Origin of the sequence: Pseudomonas ekonensis, assembly GCF_019145435.1 — a bacterium.
Classification (GTDB): Bacteria; Pseudomonadota; Gammaproteobacteria; order Pseudomonadales; family Pseudomonadaceae; genus Aquipseudomonas; species Aquipseudomonas ekonensis.
In genome coordinates, this window is the sequence record NZ_JAHSTS010000001.1 from 384,120 (window position 1) to 403,635 (window position 19,516).

General features: G+C 65.7%; 22 protein-coding genes. 7 read left to right on the forward strand and 15 right to left on the reverse strand.

What is annotated here, in order from left to right; genetic code table 11:
* Positions 1-3: 3 nt before the first annotated feature.
* The 10 genes from KVG96_RS01900 to KVG96_RS01945 form a co-directional block, all read right to left on the reverse strand.
* Positions 4-507 carry a DUF2878 domain-containing protein gene (locus KVG96_RS01900; RefSeq protein WP_217890610.1) on the reverse strand — a complete coding sequence of 168 codons (504 nt, stop codon included), beginning with the start codon at positions 505-507 and terminating at the stop codon, positions 4-6.
* Positions 500-1,771 carry an SAM-dependent methyltransferase gene (locus tag KVG96_RS01905; protein ID WP_217890611.1) on the reverse strand — a complete coding sequence of 424 codons (1,272 nt, stop codon included), beginning with the start codon at positions 1,769-1,771 and terminating at the stop codon, positions 500-502. The genes KVG96_RS01900 and KVG96_RS01905 overlap by 8 nt, the downstream gene beginning before the upstream one ends.
* A complete protein-coding gene (locus KVG96_RS01910) occupies positions 1,758-2,570 on the reverse strand; it encodes a DUF1365 domain-containing protein (RefSeq protein WP_217890612.1) in 813 nt (270 codons plus the stop codon). The genes KVG96_RS01905 and KVG96_RS01910 overlap by 14 nt, the downstream gene beginning before the upstream one ends.
* Positions 2,567-3,814: an NAD(P)/FAD-dependent oxidoreductase gene (locus tag KVG96_RS01915; RefSeq protein ID WP_217890613.1), complete on the reverse strand. Its 1,248-nt coding sequence runs from the start codon at positions 3,812-3,814 to the stop codon at positions 2,567-2,569. The genes KVG96_RS01910 and KVG96_RS01915 overlap by 4 nt, the downstream gene beginning before the upstream one ends.
* On the reverse strand, positions 3,811-4,596 hold the full coding sequence (locus KVG96_RS01920) for an SDR family NAD(P)-dependent oxidoreductase (protein ID WP_217890614.1): 786 nt from the start codon (positions 4,594-4,596) through the stop codon (positions 3,811-3,813). Before KVG96_RS01920 ends, KVG96_RS01915 begins: the two co-directional genes overlap by 4 nt.
* Positions 4,593-5,015 carry a nuclear transport factor 2 family protein gene (locus KVG96_RS01925; RefSeq protein ID WP_217890615.1) on the reverse strand — a complete coding sequence of 141 codons (423 nt, stop codon included), beginning with the start codon at positions 5,013-5,015 and terminating at the stop codon, positions 4,593-4,595. Before KVG96_RS01925 ends, KVG96_RS01920 begins: the two co-directional genes overlap by 4 nt.
* Entirely contained in the window at positions 5,008-6,453 is a 1,446-nt protein-coding gene (gene phrB, locus KVG96_RS01930; RefSeq protein ID WP_217890616.1) for a deoxyribodipyrimidine photo-lyase, read from the reverse strand. Before phrB ends, KVG96_RS01925 begins: the two co-directional genes overlap by 8 nt.
* A gap of 21 nt (positions 6,454-6,474) precedes the next feature.
* Positions 6,475-7,416: a MerR family transcriptional regulator gene (locus KVG96_RS01935; RefSeq protein ID WP_217890617.1), complete on the reverse strand. Its 942-nt coding sequence runs from the start codon at positions 7,414-7,416 to the stop codon at positions 6,475-6,477.
* On the reverse strand, positions 7,416-8,375 hold the full coding sequence (locus KVG96_RS01940) for a YbgA family protein (RefSeq protein WP_217890618.1): 960 nt from the start codon (positions 8,373-8,375) through the stop codon (positions 7,416-7,418). The genes KVG96_RS01935 and KVG96_RS01940 overlap by 1 nt, the downstream gene beginning before the upstream one ends.
* A gap of 161 nt (positions 8,376-8,536) precedes the next feature.
* Positions 8,537-9,523, reverse strand: a complete 987-nt coding sequence (locus KVG96_RS01945) for an NAD(P)/FAD-dependent oxidoreductase (protein WP_217890619.1) — start codon at positions 9,521-9,523, stop codon at positions 8,537-8,539.
* Between the two features lie 197 nt (positions 9,524-9,720).
* On the opposite strand from KVG96_RS01945, the gene KVG96_RS01950 reads away from it, so the two are divergent.
* Together KVG96_RS01950 and hemH are read left to right on the forward strand one after the other, a co-directional pair.
* Positions 9,721-10,623 carry a TIGR01777 family oxidoreductase gene (locus KVG96_RS01950; RefSeq protein WP_217890620.1) on the forward strand — a complete coding sequence of 301 codons (903 nt, stop codon included), beginning with the start codon at positions 9,721-9,723 and terminating at the stop codon, positions 10,621-10,623.
* Positions 10,624-10,636: 13 nt separating this feature from the next.
* The gene (hemH, locus tag KVG96_RS01955; protein WP_217890621.1) at positions 10,637-11,659 is read left to right on the forward strand and encodes a ferrochelatase; all 1,023 of its coding nucleotides are present in this window, start codon (positions 10,637-10,639) and stop codon (positions 11,657-11,659) included.
* Positions 11,660-11,705: 46 nt separating this feature from the next.
* On the opposite strand, the gene KVG96_RS01960 is transcribed toward hemH, so the two are convergent.
* Both KVG96_RS01960 and upp read right to left on the reverse strand, forming a co-directional pair.
* Positions 11,706-12,980 carry a uracil-xanthine permease family protein gene (locus KVG96_RS01960; protein WP_217890622.1) on the reverse strand — a complete coding sequence of 425 codons (1,275 nt, stop codon included), beginning with the start codon at positions 12,978-12,980 and terminating at the stop codon, positions 11,706-11,708.
* A 2-nt stretch (positions 12,981-12,982) separates the two neighbouring features.
* Entirely contained in the window at positions 12,983-13,621 is a 639-nt protein-coding gene (gene upp, locus KVG96_RS01965; RefSeq protein WP_085584749.1) for a uracil phosphoribosyltransferase, read from the reverse strand.
* A 175-nt stretch (positions 13,622-13,796) separates the two neighbouring features.
* Between upp and KVG96_RS01970 the strand changes: the two genes are divergently transcribed.
* The 3 genes from KVG96_RS01970 to KVG96_RS01980 all read left to right on the forward strand — a co-directional run bounded on the left by KVG96_RS01970 (position 13,797) and on the right by KVG96_RS01980 (position 15,299).
* Positions 13,797-14,354 (forward strand): hypoxanthine-guanine phosphoribosyltransferase, encoded by a 558-nt coding sequence (locus KVG96_RS01970; protein WP_085629378.1) that lies wholly within the window; start codon positions 13,797-13,799, stop codon positions 14,352-14,354.
* A gap of 114 nt (positions 14,355-14,468) precedes the next feature.
* The gene (locus KVG96_RS01975; protein WP_217890623.1) at positions 14,469-14,948 is read left to right on the forward strand and encodes a hypothetical protein; all 480 of its coding nucleotides are present in this window, start codon (positions 14,469-14,471) and stop codon (positions 14,946-14,948) included.
* 63 nt (positions 14,949-15,011) lie between these two features.
* On the forward strand, positions 15,012-15,299 hold the full coding sequence (locus KVG96_RS01980; RefSeq protein WP_217890624.1) for a PA4642 family protein: 288 nt from the start codon (positions 15,012-15,014) through the stop codon (positions 15,297-15,299).
* A gap of 116 nt (positions 15,300-15,415) precedes the next feature.
* Here the strand turns inward: KVG96_RS01980 and mqo are convergent, their stop codons facing one another.
* Both mqo and KVG96_RS01990 read right to left on the reverse strand, forming a co-directional pair.
* Entirely contained in the window at positions 15,416-16,924 is a 1,509-nt protein-coding gene (mqo, locus tag KVG96_RS01985; protein ID WP_217890625.1) for a malate dehydrogenase (quinone), read from the reverse strand.
* Positions 16,925-17,662: 738 nt separating this feature from the next.
* Positions 17,663-17,896 carry a hypothetical protein gene (locus tag KVG96_RS01990; protein ID WP_085584759.1) on the reverse strand — a complete coding sequence of 78 codons (234 nt, stop codon included), beginning with the start codon at positions 17,894-17,896 and terminating at the stop codon, positions 17,663-17,665.
* Between the two features lie 190 nt (positions 17,897-18,086).
* On the opposite strand from KVG96_RS01990, the gene KVG96_RS01995 reads away from it, so the two are divergent.
* Positions 18,087-18,671 carry a YajG family lipoprotein gene (locus KVG96_RS01995; RefSeq protein ID WP_217890626.1) on the forward strand — a complete coding sequence of 195 codons (585 nt, stop codon included), beginning with the start codon at positions 18,087-18,089 and terminating at the stop codon, positions 18,669-18,671.
* Between the two features lie 135 nt (positions 18,672-18,806).
* On the opposite strand, the gene KVG96_RS02000 is transcribed toward KVG96_RS01995, so the two are convergent.
* On the reverse strand, positions 18,807-19,013 hold the full coding sequence (locus KVG96_RS02000) for a hypothetical protein (RefSeq protein ID WP_095168985.1): 207 nt from the start codon (positions 19,011-19,013) through the stop codon (positions 18,807-18,809).
* A gap of 194 nt (positions 19,014-19,207) precedes the next feature.
* Here KVG96_RS02000 and KVG96_RS02005 point away from each other — a divergent pair, with 194 nt between their 5' ends.
* Entirely contained in the window at positions 19,208-19,486 is a 279-nt protein-coding gene (locus KVG96_RS02005; protein ID WP_217890627.1) for a hypothetical protein, read from the forward strand.
* Positions 19,487-19,516 lie beyond the last annotated feature (30 nt).

Genomic DNA, 19,516 nt, shown 5'->3' on the forward strand with positions numbered 1-19,516 from the left:
CGGTCAGGGGGTGGCGTCGCCGTCAAGGCGCCGGGCCATCCCGTGCAGCAGCGGGAACAGCAGCGCCCACAGCAGGCCGATGCCGATCAGGGTCGGCCATTGCCCGTAAGCGAACCCCACGCCGGACAGCTGCCCGCCGGCGCCGTACGACAGCGCACCGCCCGCCGCGCCGAGCAGGCTCGCCCGCCACCACGGCCTTGCGCTCCATTGCAGGCAATGGCGCAGCGTGGTGCCCAGCAGCGCCCACAGCAGCATCAGCCACAGCGGGATCAGCGGCGACGGATCCCGGAACTCGAACACGCCCAATCCCCGCAGCACACTGTCTACGCCGGTGCCGACGATCACCACGCAGAGGATCAGCCGGCCTTCCGCCGCCCAACTGCTGACCCAGCGCAGGTGGATCACCAGCACCGCCAGCGCCACGAGCAGCCACAGGCTGTTGCCGCCGAGCACGCAGGCCAGCCAGCCGATCTGGAACAGGACGGCGTTGGCCAGGCGTTCAGGCATCGAAGCGTCCCAGCAGCGGCGCCGGCATGGCGGCCGGCTTGGCCAGCAGCAACTGGGCGGTGCCGATGGTGCGCTCCAGGAAGCCGCCCTCGCAGTAGCACAGGTAGAACTCCCACATCCGCAGAAAACCGTCGTCGTAGCCCAGGTCGGTCAGCGGCCCCCGGGCGCGGCGAAAGTTCTCGTGCCACAGGCGCAGCGTGCGGGCGTAGTGCAGGCCGAAGTCTTCCATGTGCAACAGGTTCATGTCGGTGTCGCGGCTGACGATTTCGAGCATCTTCTGCACGCAGGGCAGGGCGCCGCCGGGAAAGATGTAGCGCTGGATGAAGTCCACCCCGCGCCTGGCCTGTTCGTAGCGCTGCTCGCGGATGGTGATCGCCTGCAGCAGCATCAGGCCGTTGCTTTTGAGCAGGTGCGCGCATTGCTTGAAGTAGGTCGGCAGGAACTGGTGGCCGACCGCCTCGATCATCTCGATCGACACCAGTTTGTCGTATTGCCCCGTGAGGTCGCGGTAGTCCTTGAGCAACAAGGTCACCCGGTCCTGCAGGCCGAGGCGTTCGATGCGCGCGGCGGTGAACGCGTACTGCGCCTTGGACAGCGTCGTGGTGGTCACCCGGCAGCCGTACCGTTGCGCGGCGTACAGCGCCATGCTGCCCCAGCCGGTGCCGATCTCCAGCAGGTGGTCGCCGGGCGTGAGCGCGAGCTTCTGGCAGATCCGCTCCAGCTTGTTCAGTTGCGCCTGTTCCAGGCTGTCGTCGGGGTGCAGGAACTGCGCCGCCGAGTACATCATGGTCGGGTCGAGGAACTGCTCGAACAGGTCGTTGCCCAGGTCGTAGTGGGCGGCGATGTTCCGCTGCGAGCCTTTGTGCGTGTTGCGGTTGAGCCAGTGCAGGGTGCGGACGAGCGGGCGCCCGAGCAGCGCCATTCCGCGTTCCATGCCGTCGAGCACGTCGAGGTTGCTGACGAACACCCTCACCACGGCCGTCAGGTCGGGCGAGCTCCAGTGACCCTGGATGTAGGCCTCGCCGGAACCGATCGAGCCATTGGCCGCGACCATGCCCCAGACCGCCGCATCGTGCACGTGGATCTCGCCGGTCGGCCCGCTGCCGGCGGTGCCGAAGGTCTGGTGAAGACCGTCCTCGACCAGCACCAGTTGCCCGTGCCGGATCCGCCCCAACTGGCGCAGCACGCCTCGGCGCAGCAGGGAACCGCTCAGTCCGTGGACGGAGAGCAGGCCGGTCCTGGCCGAAACGCTAGGGGATTTCATGGCGGTGTTCCTCGGCAGGGAGGGTGGCCGTGCGCCAATGGCCGTCGGCGGCCCGATGGGCGAACAGCGGCGCACGCTTGAGCAGCAGGCACAGGGCCTGCCAGTAGATCGTCACGGCGGTCTTGCCGGTCATCCACGGGAACCGCCGCAGGTAGCGGTGCAGGCCGCGGCGGTCGAGCGTCTCGCGGTGCAGGTCGAGGGTGGCGTCGAACAGCTTGCGGCCGCCCTGCCAGTCGGCCATGTGCACGCCGAGGCACTGGCCGACGGGGCTGAAGCTCATGCGGTACTCAAGATCCGGCGGCAGGAACGGCGACACATGGAATGCCTTGGCCACCGTGAAATGCCGGTGACTGTCCGGCCGGTCCGCAGGCCGGGCCGGCAGCACGTAGTGGTAGCGCTCGCGCCACGGCGTGTTGCTGACCTCGCAGAGAATCGCCGCCAACCGGCCGCAGGCTTCGTGGCAATAGAAGAAACTCACCGGATTGAACGCCAGGCCGAAGCTTCGGGGCTGGGTCAGCAGGTGGATCGTGCCTTGCGGCTCATGGCCGATGGCGAGGGCGACCTGGCGGCGCACGGCGTCGCTCAGGCGTTCGCCGGGTTCGGTGAACGCCTTGAGGTAATCGCGCTCGCGGAACGAGAACGGGGCGAACCGGCTGCGCCCCGCCAGCGGCGAGAGCCCGAGCACGGTCTCTTGCTCGGTCAGGTCCAGGTACAGCAGGCCGATCCGGTAACGGAACGTGTGGCGGCAAGGGGTGAACCGCCGGTGGGTGATCCAGCCGCTGTAGAGGGCGCTGTTCACAGCCGTTCCCCGAATGCGGCCGCCACCCGCAAGGCGCTGGCCACGCCGTCTTCGTGGAAGCCGTTGGCCCAGTAGGCGCCGCAGTAGTGGGTGTGGCGCTGGCCATCGAGTTCGGCCCAGCGTGCCTGGGCGGCCACCGCCGCCAGGCTGAACTGCGGATGCGCATAGAGGTAGCGGGCGAGTACCTTGGCCGGGGAAATCGCGGCACTCTGGTTGAGGCTGACGCAAAACGTGGTGTCGCTCTGTATGCCCTGCAGGATGTTCATGTCGTAGGTGACCGCCGGCAGGGCATCGCCGGCACCGCCCAGGCGCACGTTCCAGCTGGCCCGGGCCCGCTTGCGTCTGGGCAGCAGGCGGGTGTCGGTGTGCAGCACCACTTCGTTGTCGGCGTAGGGCAGGGCGCCGAGCACCGACTGCTCGGCGGCGCTGGGCTGTTCGAGCAGGCGCAGGGCCTGGTCGCTGTGGCAGGCCAGCACCACTTTGTCGAAACGTTCGCGGCCGGCGGGGCTGTGGAGATCGACGCCGTGCCCGTCGCGGCTCACTCGCTCGACCGGGCAGCCCAGGCGGATCCTGTCCCGGAACGAAGCGCTCAGCGGCGCAAGGTAGGCGTTTGAGCCGCCTTCGATCACCTGCCATTGCGGGCGGTCGCCGACGGACAGCAACCCGTGGTTCTCGAAGAAGCGCACGAAGAACCGCAACGGAAACCTGAGCATCCCGGCCATGGGCATCGACCAGATCGCCGCGCCCATCGGCACGATGTAATGCAGGATGAAACGCTCGCCGTAGCCGCCGGCCTTCAGGTAGTCGTCCAGGGTGGTGTCGGCGGCGATGCGCCGTTCGGCCAGATCCCTGCGCGCGGATCTGTTGAAGCGCAGGATGTCGCGCAGCATGCCCCAGAAGCCCGGCGAGAGCAGGTTTCGGCGCTGGGCGAACAGGCTGTCGAGGTTGTTGCCGTTGTATTCGAGGCCGGTGTCCGGGTCGGTCACCGAAAAGCTCATTTCGGTGGGCCGCAAGCGCACGCCCAGTTGCCCGAGGATGCGCATGAAGTTCGGGTACGTCCTGTCGTTGAACACGATGAAGCCGGTGTCCACCGCGTACTCGCGCCCCTCGACCGTCACCTGCGCCGTGTGCGTGTGGCCGCCGATGCGGTCGGCGGCCTCGAACAGGGTGACGTCGTGCCGTCGGGCAAGCAGGTACGCGCAGGTCAGGCCCGCGATGCCGCTGCCGACGACGGCGATGTTCACGTGGCGTCCTTGAGCGGCGGCGTGCTGCGCACCATGCGCTTGACGATCGCCAGCTGCGCCCGCGCCGGCAGCTTCGACAGCGGCCACAGCGCCGCCATGAACAGCGCGGGGAAGGCGATCTCCAGCGGACGTTCCCGCAGGCTGGCGAAGATGTGCCGGGCGGCCTTGTCCGCCGGCCAGCGCAACGGCATCGGAAAGTCGTTTTGCGCGGTCAGGGGCGTATCGACGAACCCCGGGCTGACCACGGTGATTTCGATGCCTTCGTCCGCCAGGTCGATACGCAGCGATTCGAACAGGTAACGCAGGCCGGCCTTCGAGGCGCCATAGGCCTCCGCCCTGGGCAGCGGCAAGTAGGTGACCGAACTGGCCATGCCCACCAGGTGCGGTGCGGTGCCCTTGCGCAGCAGGGGCAGGGCGGCTTCGATGCAGTAACTGGTGGCGAGCAGGTTGGTGCGCACCACGTGTTCGACGATCGAGGCGTCGAACTGATGGGCATCGACGTATTCGCAGGTGCCGGCGTTGAGGATCACCGTGTCCAGCGAACCCCAGTCTTCGGCGATCCGTTCGCCGATTTCCCGCACGGTCTGGCTGTTCGTCAGGTCGCCCGGCACCACCAGCACCTGGCCCGGATAGCGTTGCGCCAACACCTTGAGCGGCGCGGTCTGGCGGGCGCTGACCGCCACATGCGCCCCGGTTTTCAGAATTTCCTCGGCCAATGCCGCACCGATGCCGCTGCTGGCACCGGTCAGCCAGTACCGTCGCGCAAGCGTACGACGATTCATCCCATTCTCCTTTTCAGCCAAGCGATCGCCCGGCCCAATACGGGCAGATGTTCATAAAGCAGCGCCCCGGCATCGAAATAGTCCCGGTGGCGGTAAACCTTGTCGCGCCAGAGCAGGTGCGAGCAGCCGCCGACCCGGATCGGCCGCCCGCCCGCCAGGCGCGGATGGCGGTAGGTCATGACCCAGCGCAGATAGCCCTCGCAGTCGCCGATCTGGTCGAAACCGTGAAAGTCGAAGCGCAGTTCGCTGACATTGGCATACAGTTCGCCGAACAATTCACGCAATTGCGTCAGTCCCTGCACTTCGTGCAGCGGATCGGTGAAATGGATGTCGTCACTGTACAGGTCGCCGAGGCGGTGCAGGTTGTCTTTGTCCAGTTCGGCGAACCCGCGGGCGAAGCGGCGCAGGAATTCACTCATGGCCCTCTCCTGTAGACGAGCGGGACGGCAGGTTCTTGAAGGCCGCCAGCGCCCGCTCCCGCGAGGTGCCCAGGTTGACGATCGGCGCCGGGTAGTCCGCCACGCCGAACAGGCCGCCGAGGGCGGCGGGGTTGTGCACGTCCTTTTTGTTCAGCCCGGCCAGTTGCGGCAGCCAGTGCTTGATGAACACGCCTTCGCCGTCGAATTTCTCCGACTGGCTCAGCGGATTGAAAATGCGGAAGTAGGGCGCCGCATCGGTGCCGGTCGAGGCACTCCACTGCCAGCCGCCGTTGTTCGCCGCCAGGTCGCCGTCGATCAAGTGGCGCATGAAGAAACGCTCGCCCTCGCGCCAGTCGATCAGCAGGTTCTTGGTCAGGAACATCGCCACCACCATGCGCAGGCGGTTGTGCATCCAGCCGGTCTCCAGCAATTGGCGCATGGCCGCGTCGATGATCGGCAGGCCCGTGCGCGCCTCTTGCCAGGCCGCCAGGTCATCCGGCGCGTCGCGCCACGGCAGGGCTTCGGTTTCCGGGCGGAAGGCGCGATGGCGGCAAACCCGTGGGTAGCCCACCAGGATGTGCTTGTAGAACTCGCGCCACAGCAGCTCGTTGATCCAGGTGACGGCGCCGGCCTTGCCGCTTTCGAACTCGCCCTGGTTGCTTTGCAGCGCGGCGTGCAGGCATTGGCGCGGCGAGAGGACGCCGGCGGCGAGGTAGGCGGACAGCTGGCTGGTGCCGGGCTTGGCGGGGTAGTCGCGCTCGCTCTGGTAATAGTCGATCTGCGCGTCGGCAAAGGTGTCGAGGCGTCTGTGGGCTTCGGCCTCGCCGGCGGGCCAGAGGGCGCGCAGGGATGGGCCGGGAGGCGCAAACCCTGCGACGGCGTCGGGCACCGGATCGCTGGCGATCGCAAGCGGCGCCTGCTTGCCCGGCGCTTTCACCAACGACGGCATCGAACGGTGCAGGCGTTCGTGGCAAACCTTGCGGAACTGGCTGAACACCTGAAAGTAGCCGCCGGTTTTGGTCAGCACGCTGCCGGGCTTGAACAGCAACTGGTCGAGATGGCTGGTGAACGCGATGCCTTCGGCGTGCAGGGCCAGGGCGACGGCGGCGTCCCGGCGGCTTTCGTGGAGGCCGTATTCCTCGTTCACGTGCACGGCCTCGATCCGCAACTGCCGGCACAGCTTGAGCAGCACCTCGGGCGCCCGGTCCCAGCGCGTGGCGGTGCGGATCAGCAACGGAATGTTCAGCTCGCCCAGGGCCGCGCTCAATGCGCGCAGGTTGCGCAGCCAGAAATCGACCTTGCAGGCGGCATCGTCATGGGTCAGCCATTGTTCGGGGCTCAACAGGTACACGGCCACGGTAGGGCCCCGGCCGGCGGCAGCGGCGAGGGCGGTGTTGTCATGTCGGCGCAGGTCGCTGCGCAGCCAGATCAATTGCATGGTGCCTTGTTCCAACCTCATTCAGATCAACCCGCACTGAAGGAGTCCCTGGTGGGCCGACAAGGGATCCTCGGCCAGGGACAGATCAGTGTGATCGCAAGCTTTGCCGGACAGCTCGGCGTGGTGGATGCGCACCGTCGCTCCGGCGATCATTGTCGGGCAGCCGACGCCGCCCAACAGTTTCGGCAACTGCGCCAGGTTCAGGGCCTTGCTGGAGTACAGCAGGACGCCCCGCGCGCGCATGTGTTCGGCCGCCATCGCCAGCTCTGCGGGCGGTACCGGCCAGTCGAACACCTGAACCGGACAGTCGCTGCCGCTGATCAGCCAGGCGCAGAGCCACAGGCGCGGCTCCAGCGCCAGGTCCGACTGGTTCACCAACAGCAGCGGCGCCGTGCGCAACTGGCGATTGTTATGGTAGATGCGTGCGCCGAATTTGCTGCGCAGCCAGGAATAAAAGAACACCCGCTCCATCTCGCTGCCGAACTGGCCCTGCCAGCGCTGTTCGAGCGCCGCCAGCAGCGGCATCAGCAACTGTTCGCACAGGGTGCGCGGCGGGTACAGGGCCATGGCCTGGTTGAAGCCGTCGTCGAGGCTGCGTTCGTTCAATTGCGTGATGGCCGTCAGCAGGTTCTGCAGCTGTGGCTGCCAATCGCTGGTCGCCGTTTCGTTGAACGCTTGAGGGGTGTCGAGCAGCGGCTTGACCTGGCTCACCGCGACGCCGCGGTCGAGCCAGGTGAGGATTGCCCGGATGCGCTGCACGTGTTCGGCCGAGTACAGACGGTGCCCTTTGGGGGTGCGCTGCGGCACCACCAGGCCGTAGCGGCGCTCCCAGGCGCGCAGGGTGACGGCGTTGACCCCGGTCTGGCGCGCCACCTCGCGGATCGGCAACCAGCCGTCGTCCAGGGCTTTCTTGAAATCCGCGCCCAGGTCTTCCCGGGCGCTGGTGTCGGGTGTGGCGTTCATCAAATGGCGTTTCGCAAGCTCAGGTTTTCGGGGTGCGGCTGCAGGTACACCTGCTGCGCGATGTAAGGATCGGGATGCCGGCGCAAGTGGTGCTTGAGCAGCGTCAGGGGCACCACCAGCGGCACGATGCCGTGGCGGTATTGGCCGATGACCTGCTGCATTTCCTGTTTGTCCGCCGCGCTGATCGCCTGCTTCAGGTAGCCGCTGATGTGCTGCAGCACATTGCTGTGGGTGCCGCGCGTGGCGCATTTTTTCAGGGCGGCCATCAATTCGCTGAAGTAGCGCGGGGCGACCGTCGCCGGATCGGTGTGGCCCATGCTGCCCAGCAGATGGCCGAGCGCCTTGTAGTGGACGGGGCTGTGGGCCATCAGCAGGTATTTGTAGCGCGAGTGGAATTCGGTGAGCGCCCGGCGGCTCAGGCCCTCTGCGGCCACGGTCTGCCAATCGCGGTAGGCGAACACCCGGGTGATGAAGTTTTCCCGCAGCACCGGATCGTTCAAGCGTCCGGCTTCCTCCACCGGCAAGTCCGGGCGCCCGGCGCAGAAGGCCTGTGCGTAGATCCCGCGTCCGCCGCCGACCGGCGCGCCGTTGGCGTGGTAGACCTTGACCCGCTCCAGCCCGCAGGACGGCGACTGCTGCATGAAGATGTAGCCGCAGATGTCCTCCAGCCCGGCGGCCATGGCCTGTCCGTAATCGGCCAGGTCCTGGGTGACGTCGAGCCGGCGGTCGACGGTGCCGAGGGCTTGCGGATGGTCCGGATCGCCCACCAGCCGGATAGGCTGCCGGGGCGTGCCCAGGCCGATCGCCACTTCAGGGCACAGCGGCACGAACTCAAAGTAATCGCTGAGGGTGTCGGTGCACAGCCGGGAAGCCTTGTGCCCGCCGTTGTAGCGCACTTCGGCGCCCATCAGGCAGGCGCTGACGGCGATCTTGGGGGCTGAGGGGCAGTGGTCGGGCATGGCGACACCTTGAATCGAAGACCTATACAGAATCTAAATTCTGTACAACATTGTCTTCAGCATAGATTCAAAGGTGTACAAGTCAAACGGTTTGTATAGATTTTTGCGCGAGCAGCGCATCCCGGCGGAGCGCGCCTGCCCGCGATGGCGAGCCGTCCGGGCTACTGCAAGTGCGCGTGCAGCCTGCGCGCCGCTTCCTGGCCGCTGAGCCAGGCGCCTTCGACGCGTCCGGACAGGCACCAGTCGCCGCAGGCGTACAGGCCCAGGTCAGCATCGGCCAGGGTGCCCCATTCGTGGCTGCTCGCCGGGCGGGCGTAGAGCCAGCGGTGGGCGAGGCTGAAGACCGGTGCGGGCATGGCGCTGTGCAGCAGTTCGGCGAACGCGCCGTGCAGGTGTTCGATCACCGCTTCCTTCGGCAGGTCGATGTGCTGGCGGCTCCAGGCGCTGCTGGCGTGCAGCACCCAGGTGTCGAGGGTGGTGTCGCGTCCCGGCTTGCTGCGGTTGCGCGCCAGCCAGTCGAGGGCGCTGTCCTGGACGAAGCAGCCTTCGATGGGGGTGTCCAGCGGTGTCTCGAAGGCCAGGGCGACGGCCCAGGTCGGCTCCATCTTCACCCCGGCGGCGGCCCCGGCGAGTTTAGGTGCGGCGGCCAGCAGCGCCGTGGCCTGCGGGGCCGGCGTGGCGATCACCACATGGCTGAACGGTCCGTGGGTGAAGCCTTCGGCGTCCTGCAGGTGCCAGTGTTCTTCGCCGCGGTAGACCTCGGTGATGCGGCAGGCGAAATGCACCTCCAGGCCTTCGAGCAGGCCGCGGGTGATGGCGCTCATGCGCGGCGTGCCGACCCAGCGGGTCTGTTCGTCCGGCGACAGGTTCAGTTGCCCGCCGTGGAAGGTGTAGAGCTGCGGCGCCCATTCGGCGACCCAGCCGTTGCTCTGCCAGCGCTGCACTTCGGTGACGAAGCGCCGGTCGCGGGCGGTGAAGTATTGGGCTCCCATGTCCAGCGCGCCGGCATCGCTGCGCTTGCTCGACATGCGTCCGCCGCTGCCGCGGCTCTTGTCGAACAGCTGGACGCTGTGCCCGGCGTCCGTCAGGGCCTGGGCGGCGGAGAGTCCGGCGATGCCGGTGCCGATGATTGCGATAGGTACAGTCATAGGGGCCTCGTTTACCTTTCTGTACAGACTACGCCGTGGTTGAAAGCTGTACAATTTTGTTTTCTGGTATAACTTCCAGCGATTTCGTTCTGACAGCTTGGCCTATTGTTAAACAATAGAGCCCGCCCGATAGAAAAGATCCCTGCCTATAAAAATAGACTAGTGATCCGGGATAAACGCCACGCGAGGAAGATGTCATGCACATATTGCTGACCGGCGGTACTGGTTTGATCGGGCGGCAGCTCTGTCGGCACTGGCTGCAGCAGGGTCATCGGTTGACCGTGTGGAGCCGCCGCCCGGAAAAGGTCGCCGCCCTCTGCGGTGCACAGGTGCGTGGCATTGCGCGGTTGCAGGACCTGGACGACGGGCCGCTGGACGCCATCGTCAACCTCGCCGGCGCCCCCATCGCCGACCGGCCCTGGACGCACCGGCGCAAGGCCTTGCTGTGGAGCAGCCGCATCACCCTGACCGAAACCTTGCTGGCCTGGCTTGAGACCCGTGCGCAGAAGCCGTCGCTGCTGATTTCGGGCTCGGCGGTGGGCTGGTACGGCGACGGCGGCGAACGGGAGCTGAACGAAACGGCTTCGCCGGTGATCGACGACTTCGCCAGTCAGTTGTGCATCGCCTGGGAAGAGACCGCGCAACGGGCCGAGGGCCTGGGCATCCGCGTGGTGCTGGTGCGCACCGGGCTGGTGCTGTCGGCCGAGGGCGGCTTTTTGTCGCGCCTGCTGTTGCCGTTCAGGCTCGGGCTGGGCGGGCCGCTGGGCAACGGCCGGCAGTGGATGCCGTGGATTCATGTCGACGATCAAATCGCCCTGATTGATTTTCTTCTGCACCTCAACGGGGCCAACGGTCCTTATAATGCCTGCGCGCCGAAACCGGTGCGCAACCGCGAGTTCGCCAAGACCCTGGGCCGCGTGCTGCACCGCCCGGCGTTCATGCCGATGCCGGCCCTGGCGCTGAAGGTCGGGCTCGGCGAGCTGTCGCAACTGCTGCTCGGCGGCCAGAAGGCCATGCCGGCACGCTTGCTGGAAGCAGGATTCACTTTCCGGTTCACGGATTTACGCGCGGCCCTGGACGATATCGCCCGCCGCCTCTGAAATAGGATGTTGCATGACCGATCACGCCTTGCTTCTGGTCAACCTGGGTTCGCCGGCCTCCACCTCGGTGGCCGACGTGCGCCGCTACCTCAATCAGTTTCTGATGGATCCCTACGTGATCGACCTGCCTTGGCCGGTGCGGCGTCTGCTGGTGTCGCTGATCCTGGTCAAGCGCCCCGAGCAGTCGGCCCACGCCTATGCCTCGATCTGGTGGGACGAAGGCTCGCCGCTGGTGGTGCTCAGCCGCCGCCTGCAGCAGCAGATGACGAAGCAGTGGGCCCATGGCCCGGTGGAGTTGGCGATGCGTTACGGCGAGCCGTCCATCGAGTCGGCGCTGGTCAGGCTGGTGGCCGCGGGGCACAAGCGCATCACGCTGGCGCCGCTGTATCCGCAGTTCGCCGACAGCACCACCACCACCGTGGTCGAAGAGGCCCGCCGCGTGCTGCGCGACAAGCGCCTCGACGTGCAGCTGTCGGTGCTGCAGCCGTTCTACGATCAGCCGGAGTACCTCGATGCGCTGGTGGCCAGCGCCAGGCCGCACCTGCAGCAGGATTACGACCACTTGCTGCTGAGTTTCCACGGCTTGCCGGAGCGGCACCTGAAGAAACTCAACCCGGGCCACAGTTTCGAAGGCGGCGGCGACTGCTGCGCGGGTGCGCCGCCGGAGGTGGTCGCCACCTGTTACCGCGGCCAGTGCCTGCGCACCGCCGCCGAGTTCGCCAGGCGCATGGGCATTGCGGACGGCAAGTGGTCGGTGTCGTTCCAGTCGCGCCTGGGGCGCGCGAAGTGGATCGAGCCCTACACCGAAGCGCGGCTGGACGAGCTGGCCAAGAGCGGCGTGAAGAAGGTGCTGGTGATGTGCCCGGCGTTCGTGGCCGATTGCATCGAAACGCTGGAGGAGATCGGCGACCGCGGCAAGGAGCAGTTCCTTGAGGCGGGCGGGGAGGAATTGGTGCTGGTGCCGTGCCTCAATGACGAGGCGCAGTGGGCGAAGGCGCTGGCGACCCTCTGCGAACGGGCGCCGTTGGCGTTGTGACTGTGGCGAGGGAGCAAGCGCCCTCGCCACAGAGATGAAGCCGCTGTCAGATCAGCGGCTCATCCGCTTTCTTGTGCTTCCAGCTGTCGTTGCCCGGCAGGATCAGGTTCAGCGCAATCGCCACCACCGCGCACAGCGCGATGCCTTTGAGGCCGAAGTCGTCCGGGCCGTTGCCGGTGCCGATCAGCACGCCGCCGATGCCGAACACCAGGGTCACGGACACGATCACCAGGTTGCGCGCCTCGCCCAGGTCGATCTTGTGGCGGATCAGGGTGTTCATCCCCACCGCCGCGATCGAGCCGAACAGCAGGCACAGGATCCCGCCCATCACCGGCACCGGAATGCTCTGCAGCAGCGCGCCGAACTTGCCGATGAACGCCAGGCTGATGGCGAAGATCGCCGCCCAGGTCATGATCTTCGGGTTGTAGTTCTTGGTCAGCATCACCGCGCCGGTGACTTCGGCGTAGGTGGTGTTGGGCGGGCCGCCGAACAGGCCGGCCGCCGTGGTGGCGATGCCGTCACCGAACAGGGTGCGGTGCAGGCCCGGCTTCTTCAGGTAGTCGCGGCCGGTCACGCTGCCCACCGCGATCACGCCGCCGATGTGCTCGATGGCCGGCGCCAGGGCCACCGGGACGATGAACAGGATCGCCTGCCAGTTGAACTCCGGTGCGGTGAAGTTCGGCAGGGCGAACCACGGCGCCGCGGCGATCTTGGCGGTGTCGACCACGCCGAACCAGAACGACAGCGCAAAGCCCACCAGCACGCCGGAGATGATCGGCACCAGGCGGAAAATGCCTTTGCCGAACACCGCCACGATCAGCGTGGTCAGCAGCGCCGGCATCGAGATCATCATCGCGGTCTGGTAGTGGATCAGCTCGGAACCGTCGCCGGCCTTGCCCATCGCCATGTTCGCGGCGATCGGCGCCATGGCCAGGCCGATGGAGATGATCACAGGGCCGATCACCACCGGCGGCAGCAGGCGGTCGATGAACCCGGTGCCCTTGATCTTCACGGCCAGGCCCAGGAAGGTGTAGACGAAACCGGCCGCCATCACGCCGCCCATGGTCGCGGCCAGGCCGAACTGGCCCTTGGCGAGAATGATCGGGGTGATGAAGGCGAAGCTCGAGGCCAGGAATACCGGCACCTGACGCCCGGTGACGATCTGGAACAGGAGGGTGCCGAGGCCTGCGGTGAACAGCGCCACGTTCGGGTCAAGCCCGGTGATCAGCGGCATCAGCACCAGGGCGCCGAAGGCCACGAACAGCATCTGTGCGCCGGACAGCACCTGGCGCCAGAGCGGATCGTTGAACTCGTCCTGCATGGTCACGCGTCCTTCTGCTTGGTGCCGAAGATCTTGTCACCGGCATCGCCAAGCCCCGGGATGATGTAACCGTGCTCGTTCAGTTTCTGGTCGATGGAAGCGGTATAGATGGTCACGTCCGGGTGAGCCTGCTCGACCGCGGCGATGCCTTCGGGCGCGGCGACCAGCACCATGGCGCGGATGTCCTTGCAGCCGGCCTTCTTCAACAGGTCGATGGTGGCGACCATGGAACTGCCGGTGGCGAGCATCGGGTCGATGATCATCGCCAGGCGCTCGTCGATCTCCGGGACGAGTTTCTCCAGGTAGGTGTGGGCCTGCAGCGTCTCTTCGTTGCGGGCCACGCCCACGGCGCTGACCTTGGCGCCCGGGATCAGGCTCAGCACGCCTTCGAGCATGCCGATGCCGGCGCGCAGGATCGGCACGACGGTGATCTTCTTGCCGGCGATCTTCTCGACCGACACGGTGCCGCACCAGCCTGGGATGTCATAGGTCTCCAGGGGCAGGTCTTTGGTGGCTTCATAGGTCAACAGGGCGCCGACTTCCTGAGCGAGCTCGCGGAAATTCTTGGTGCTGATGTCGGCGCGGCGCATGAGGCCGAGCTTGTGGCGGATCAGCGGATGGCGGATCTCGAGGATGGGCATGGGAAAGGCTCCGGCGGCGGGCAAAAAAACCGGCCTAGATTAATCTATCCGAGAGTGATGTCCTATAGGACATACAGTACGTTAGTCCACAAAAGCTTGATTCGGCCGTTCGGGATGCGTACCTTTGCCCGCTTTTCCAAACTAGCCCCCCCATATAGTCCCCCTGGAGAGCGCCATGTCCGCTGATCTCGAGCATATCCGTCAAATCATGCGAGAGGCTGACTGCCTGTACACCGAAGCTGAAGTCGAGGCGGCCATCGCCCGCGTCGGTGCGCAAATCAACGAGCAACTGGCAGACCGCAATCCGGTGGTGTTCTGTGTGATGAACGGCGGCCTGATCTTCTCCGGCAAACTGCTGACCCACCTGCAGTTCCCGCTGGAGTCCTCCTACCTTCACGCGACCCGCTACCGCAACGAAACCACCGGCGGCGACCTGTTCTGGAAGGCCAAGCCGGAAGTCTCGTTCATCGACCGCGACGTGCTGATCATTGACGACATCCTCGACGAGGGCCACACCCTGGGCGCGATCATCGACTTCTGCAAGCACGCCGGCGCCCGTCAGGTGCACACCGCCGTGCTGATCGACAAGGACCACGACCGCAAGGCGCGTCCTGACCTGAAGGCCGACTTCGTGGGCCTGCCGTGCGTCGACCGCTACATCTTCGGCTACGGCATGGACTACAAGGGCTACTGGCGCAACGCCAACGGGATCTTCGCCGTCAAAGGCATGTAACCCCGCATCGATCTCCCTGCGGGAGCCGGCAGGCTGGCTCCCGCAGGGCCTCATGCCTGCTGATCCCCCCGCAAGCCCATGCTAGAGTGCTCGGCCCCGCCCCCGGAGCCTGTCATGAGCCTCTTGATCCGCAGCTGCGCCGCCCTGTTCCTGACCCTCAGCCTGCCCCTGGCCGCCGCGCCCCTGCACAGCCAGTTCCTGCCGCCGGACGACCTGACCCTGCGCGACGCCGAACCCGAACAGCAGCAACTGCTGCAGGTCACCGACTATTCGGTGGTGGTGGGGGCCCAGCGTCAGTCCAGTCAGCAGCCGATCCCGGTCACCTCGCCGCTGATGATCCGCCTCAAGGGCAAGTCCCTGAACAAGGGCGCGACGGTCACGCAGGTGCTGGTCAATTTCGACGGCGAAAGCAAAAGCCTGAAGAAGCCGGTGTATGACGACAAGGCCAAGACCCTCACGTTGTTCTACCCGCTGGCCCAGTACCGGGTGGTGATCGACCTGCTGCGCAACGACACGGTGTATGTCCAGTTCCTCAGCTACGCCAACGGCCACATCTGGGCCGATTTGCACACCGGGGCCGTGCGCTCGCGTTGAGCGCCGTGCCTGCGCGGGGGTAAACTGCCCGCCCCGTGAAATGTCCGCGAGCTGGAGTCGGCAATGCGTAAAGATAAGAAGCAAGTGATTGGTGACGAGATCGGCGATGAGCAGATCAAGCTGTTCCTGGACTTCGAGCCGGCCGATGCCACCTCGCCGTCGCTGCACAAGCTGATCAAGGCCTATCGCGGTCTGCGCATCGACGATTTCGAGCGTTTCCTGACGTTTTTCCTGGCCGCCGGCCTGGATCTGGACGGCAAGGACGAGCAGGGCAAGACCTTCGTCGAGCTGATCCGCGACCAGCGCAACGCGCCGGAGTACATCGAGCTGATCGAAAAGGCCCGCGTTTAAGATCACCGCCAATCCTGTGGCGAGGGAGCCAGCTCCCGCGCCACAAAAGCTGATTTTTCAGGCATGAAAAAACGCCCCGCACTCACTGAGAACGGGGCGTTTTTCATGGGGCGCGATCAAGCGAAGCTTGGGGTCTCGCTGCTTTCCTCGACCAGCTCCAGGGCGATGTTGTTCTGCGTGTTGATCTTGCGGTACAGCGCAGCATCGGTTTCCAGCGCCTTTTCACGGGCCGGGAAGATTTCCGCCAGTTTGGCGGCCCATTCGCCCTTGGCCTGGGCCGGGAAGCATTTCTCGATCAGCTCGAGCATGATCGACACGGTCACCGAGGCGCCTGGCGAAGCGCCGAGCAGGGCGGCCAGGGAGCCGTCCTTCGCCGCCACCAGTTCGGTGCCGAACTGCAGGATGCCGCCCTTCTTCGGGTCCTTCTTGATGATCTGCACCCGCTGGCCGGCCACTTCCAGGCGCCAGTCCTCGGCTTTCGCCTGCGGGTAGAAGCGGCGCAGGGATTCCAGGCGCTGCTCCATCGACTGCATCACTTCGCTGACCAGGTACTTGGTCAGGTCCATGTTGTTCTTCGCCACGGCCAGCATCGGGCCGATGTTGCCGGCGCGCACCGACATCGGCAGGTCCATGAACGAACCGTGCTTGAGGAACTTGGTGGTGAAACCGGCGTACGGCCCGAACAGCAGGGACTTCTTGCCGTCGACCACGCGGGTGTCCAGGTGCGGCACGGACATCGGCGGCGAGCCCACGGCGGCCTGGCTGTAGACCTTGGCCTGGTGGTGCTTGACCACTTCCGGGTTGTCGCAGCGCAGCCACTGGCCGCTGATCGGGAAGCCGCCGAAGCCTTTGCTTTCCTCGATGCCCGAAGCCTGCAGCAGCGGCAGGGCCGCGCCGCCGGCACCGAGGAACACGAACCTGGCGTCGACCTCGCGGCTGTTGCCGCTGTTGACGTCCTTGATGCTGACGGTCCAGCCGTTGCCGTTGCGCTTGAGGCCGGTCACGCGCTTGCAGTACTTGACCTGGGCATCGGGCGCGCTGGTCAGGTGCTTGAGCAGCTGGTTGGTGAGGGCGCCGAAGTTGACGTCGGTGCCGTTGAGCACGCGGGTGGCGGCCAGCACCTGATCGGCCGGGCGGCCCGGCATCATCAGCGGCATCCACTCGGCCATCTTGGCCTTGTCTTCGGTGTATTCCATGTCGGCGAACGCGTGGTGCTTGCTCAGCACCTTGAAGCGTTCCTTGAGGAACGACACGCCTTTGTCGCCTTCGACATAGCTCAGGTGCGGCACCGGGCTGATGAACGATTTGCTCGAGCCGAACGTGCCCTTGCGGGTCAGGTAGGACCAGAACTGCTTCGACACCTCGAACTGGGTGTTGATGTGCACGGCCTTCTTGATGTCGACGGTGCCGTCGGCAGCCTGCGGCGTGTAGTTCAGCTCGCACAGGCCGGCGTGGCCGGTGCCCGCGTTGTTCCACGGGTTGGAACTCTCCGCGGCTCCGGAATCCATCAGCTCGACGACTTCCAGCTTGATCGCCGGGTCGAGCTCCTTGAGCAGCACCGCAAGGGTGGCGCTCATGATGCCGGCCCCTACCAGAACTACGTCGACTGCTTCGTTATGCGCCATTTAACGCGTCTCCAAAATCTGCAGCACCAAATTGTCGGCATGGCTGCCAGGTGTTCCGGGGCAGGTCAGTGGCGCCCCAGGTAACCCATGGCCAGGATCGCCATGTCCGAATCTTCGCAATTTTTCGCAACTTCGACGGATGCAGACGGCCCGGCCTCATGAGCTCCATGAACTCATTTCGGCGCGCGGCTGGCAATTCGACTTATGGTCGAGTCATCCGTTCGTGCAACCAAATCCGTAGCGGACAGGCATCAGGCTCCGGTGTTCGAGGCGTACGCGGTCCTGTGTCGTTGGGCTGTTGTAGACGCTAATGGTGCATGTTCAGACGCAAAACTATTCATTTGCTCGCCACACTCTTGTGAAGTTGTGAAAACCCGTTTTTTTCACGCTCTTTTGAAGACGTGAACCTCAAAAAGGGCTGCCCCGGCCGGGCACCGTGCCCGGATGGATGGCCGCCGGTGAACACGGGGCGGGCAACACGGGCAAACAACTCAGTGACCGAGCGTCATGACAGCTCTGCAGATTCGCGAAAAGCGGGTTTTTGCCTGGGAAACAGCAAGCGCGCCGGCTTCACTCGATCTGTGTGGGCGGCTCTCTGTGGGCGGTTTTGGATGTCGATGCAAGCGCATTGACGCTGTTGCGGGGCCCGATCAGGAGACGACCTTATAATCGGGGGGAGATTGTATCGAAGAAATGCGGGGATTTGCTCGTGTTTGATGACTTTTATTAGGCATCCGGTCAGATGCCGAAAACCGCCTGCGCCCGTGCGCGCGGCCGTGACGCTTCGACGCGGGCGCTGGCCGGCAACGGCTTGTGCAGCCAGTTGAGGCGAATTTCCTCGATTTCCACCCAGCCTTCGCCCATCGGTTGCAGGCTGCATTGCTTGAATGCCTGGCAATGGCCGTTGCGGTCGAGCAGGGCGAAGCTGCGGTGCAGGGGGCGCGGCGCGAAGAGCGAGATCAGATGGCGCATGGCGAAATACCTTTTGGAGTGCGTGCTGCGAAGGTTGCCGCCAGGCCATGACGTCATCGTGTAGGGCCGGTGAACAATGTGTGACAGGAACCGCCCAGGGCCGGGCCTGTCTGAGATTCCGTGCTGGTGGGCCGCAGTGGCCCGCCGCTATACTGCCGGCCTGTCTGTGCCTGATTCTGGAGAGAAGAGCATGTTGCAACGCCTGTTGTTCGGTTTGATCACAGTGACCGGTTTGACCCTGGCCGGCTGCGCCCACAGCCCGCAACAGCTGAGCCCGGAACCGAAGCTGACCACCCAGCTGGCGCCGGTCGGCCATGGCCAACCGGTGGTGGTGCGCGTGGTGGACGGCCGTCCGTCGCCGACCCTGGGCACCCGTGGCGGCCTCTACCCTGAGACCAGCGCCATCACCGTGCAGCGCGAACAGATCCTGCCCAAGCTGCAGGCTCAGGCCGAGGCGGCCGTGCGTCTGCTGGGCTTCACCCCGTCCAACGGCGCCATGAACGCGCCGCAGTTGACCGTGACCCTGACCGAGCTCAAGTACCAGTCGCCGAAGGAAGGCATGTACGTGACCGAGGCCACCATCGGCGCGACCTTCCGCTCCGACGTGCAGAGCGGCGGCCGCCGCTACAGCGGCCGTTACGGCGCGTCGCTGGATCAGCGCTTCGGCATGGCGCCGAACCAGGAAACCAACACCAAACTGGTCAGCGACGTGCTGAGCGACGCCTTGACCCGTCTGTTCAAGGATCCGAGCATCGGCCAGATCCTCGCCGAGTAAGCGGTTCGCCTGAGGCAGAAAAGCCCGGCGCCAGCGATGGCCCCGGGCTTTTTCATGTCCGCCGCCGGGCGCTGTCCCTTGTAGGAGCGAGCTTGCTCGCGATGAGGGTGTCTCAGGCGGCATCCGTATCGGATGTCAGGCCGCCTGGGAGTAGAAGTCCAGCACGCTGACGCCCGTCAGCAGGTCGGTTTCCGGCAGATCGGCGTGCTGATGGCCGCCGAGGGCGCAATACACCAGCCAGTGACGGTCCTGCACGTTGAACGCCAGGCTGCCGACGAGGGCCTGCTGTTCGTCGGTCGGGGTGATGAGGTAGAGGCGGTCCTGGTTTTCGGCGTGAAGCATGCTGCGTTCCGTGTCGGTTTCGAGGCGCGCATGGTGGCCGATGCAAATGACGAAGCCGTGACACAGGGCAACCATCGGTCGATTGCGCCGTTGTTTGTCGCAAAGGGTGGGGACACAGGGGAGGGTTGCGCTAGAATCCGCGCCGCGGTCGTCGGTCTGGCGTTCGCCATACCGGTTCCGTTCGAGGCTCGAAGATGTCGCTGCATTTGATGACGCTGTTCACCGCCCATCCCGCCAAGTTGATCAACCTGCTGGCCCTGGCGTTCGCCTTTCCGGGCAGTTGGCTGCTGCACGCGACCCGCCGCCGCGAGCAGCGCGCGCTGGCGAACATCGCCGCCCAGCGCCGGATCCAGCCGGACCGGGAGCCGGTGCTCGACTGGGCGACCCTGCGCATGAACCGGTTTTTCTACCGCTTCGGCTTCGCCTGCCTGGGCCTGGCGCTGCTGGTGTCCTGGATCAGCACCCGCGTCTGAAGGCCGTGCAGGCCCCGTGGGGTGAACCCG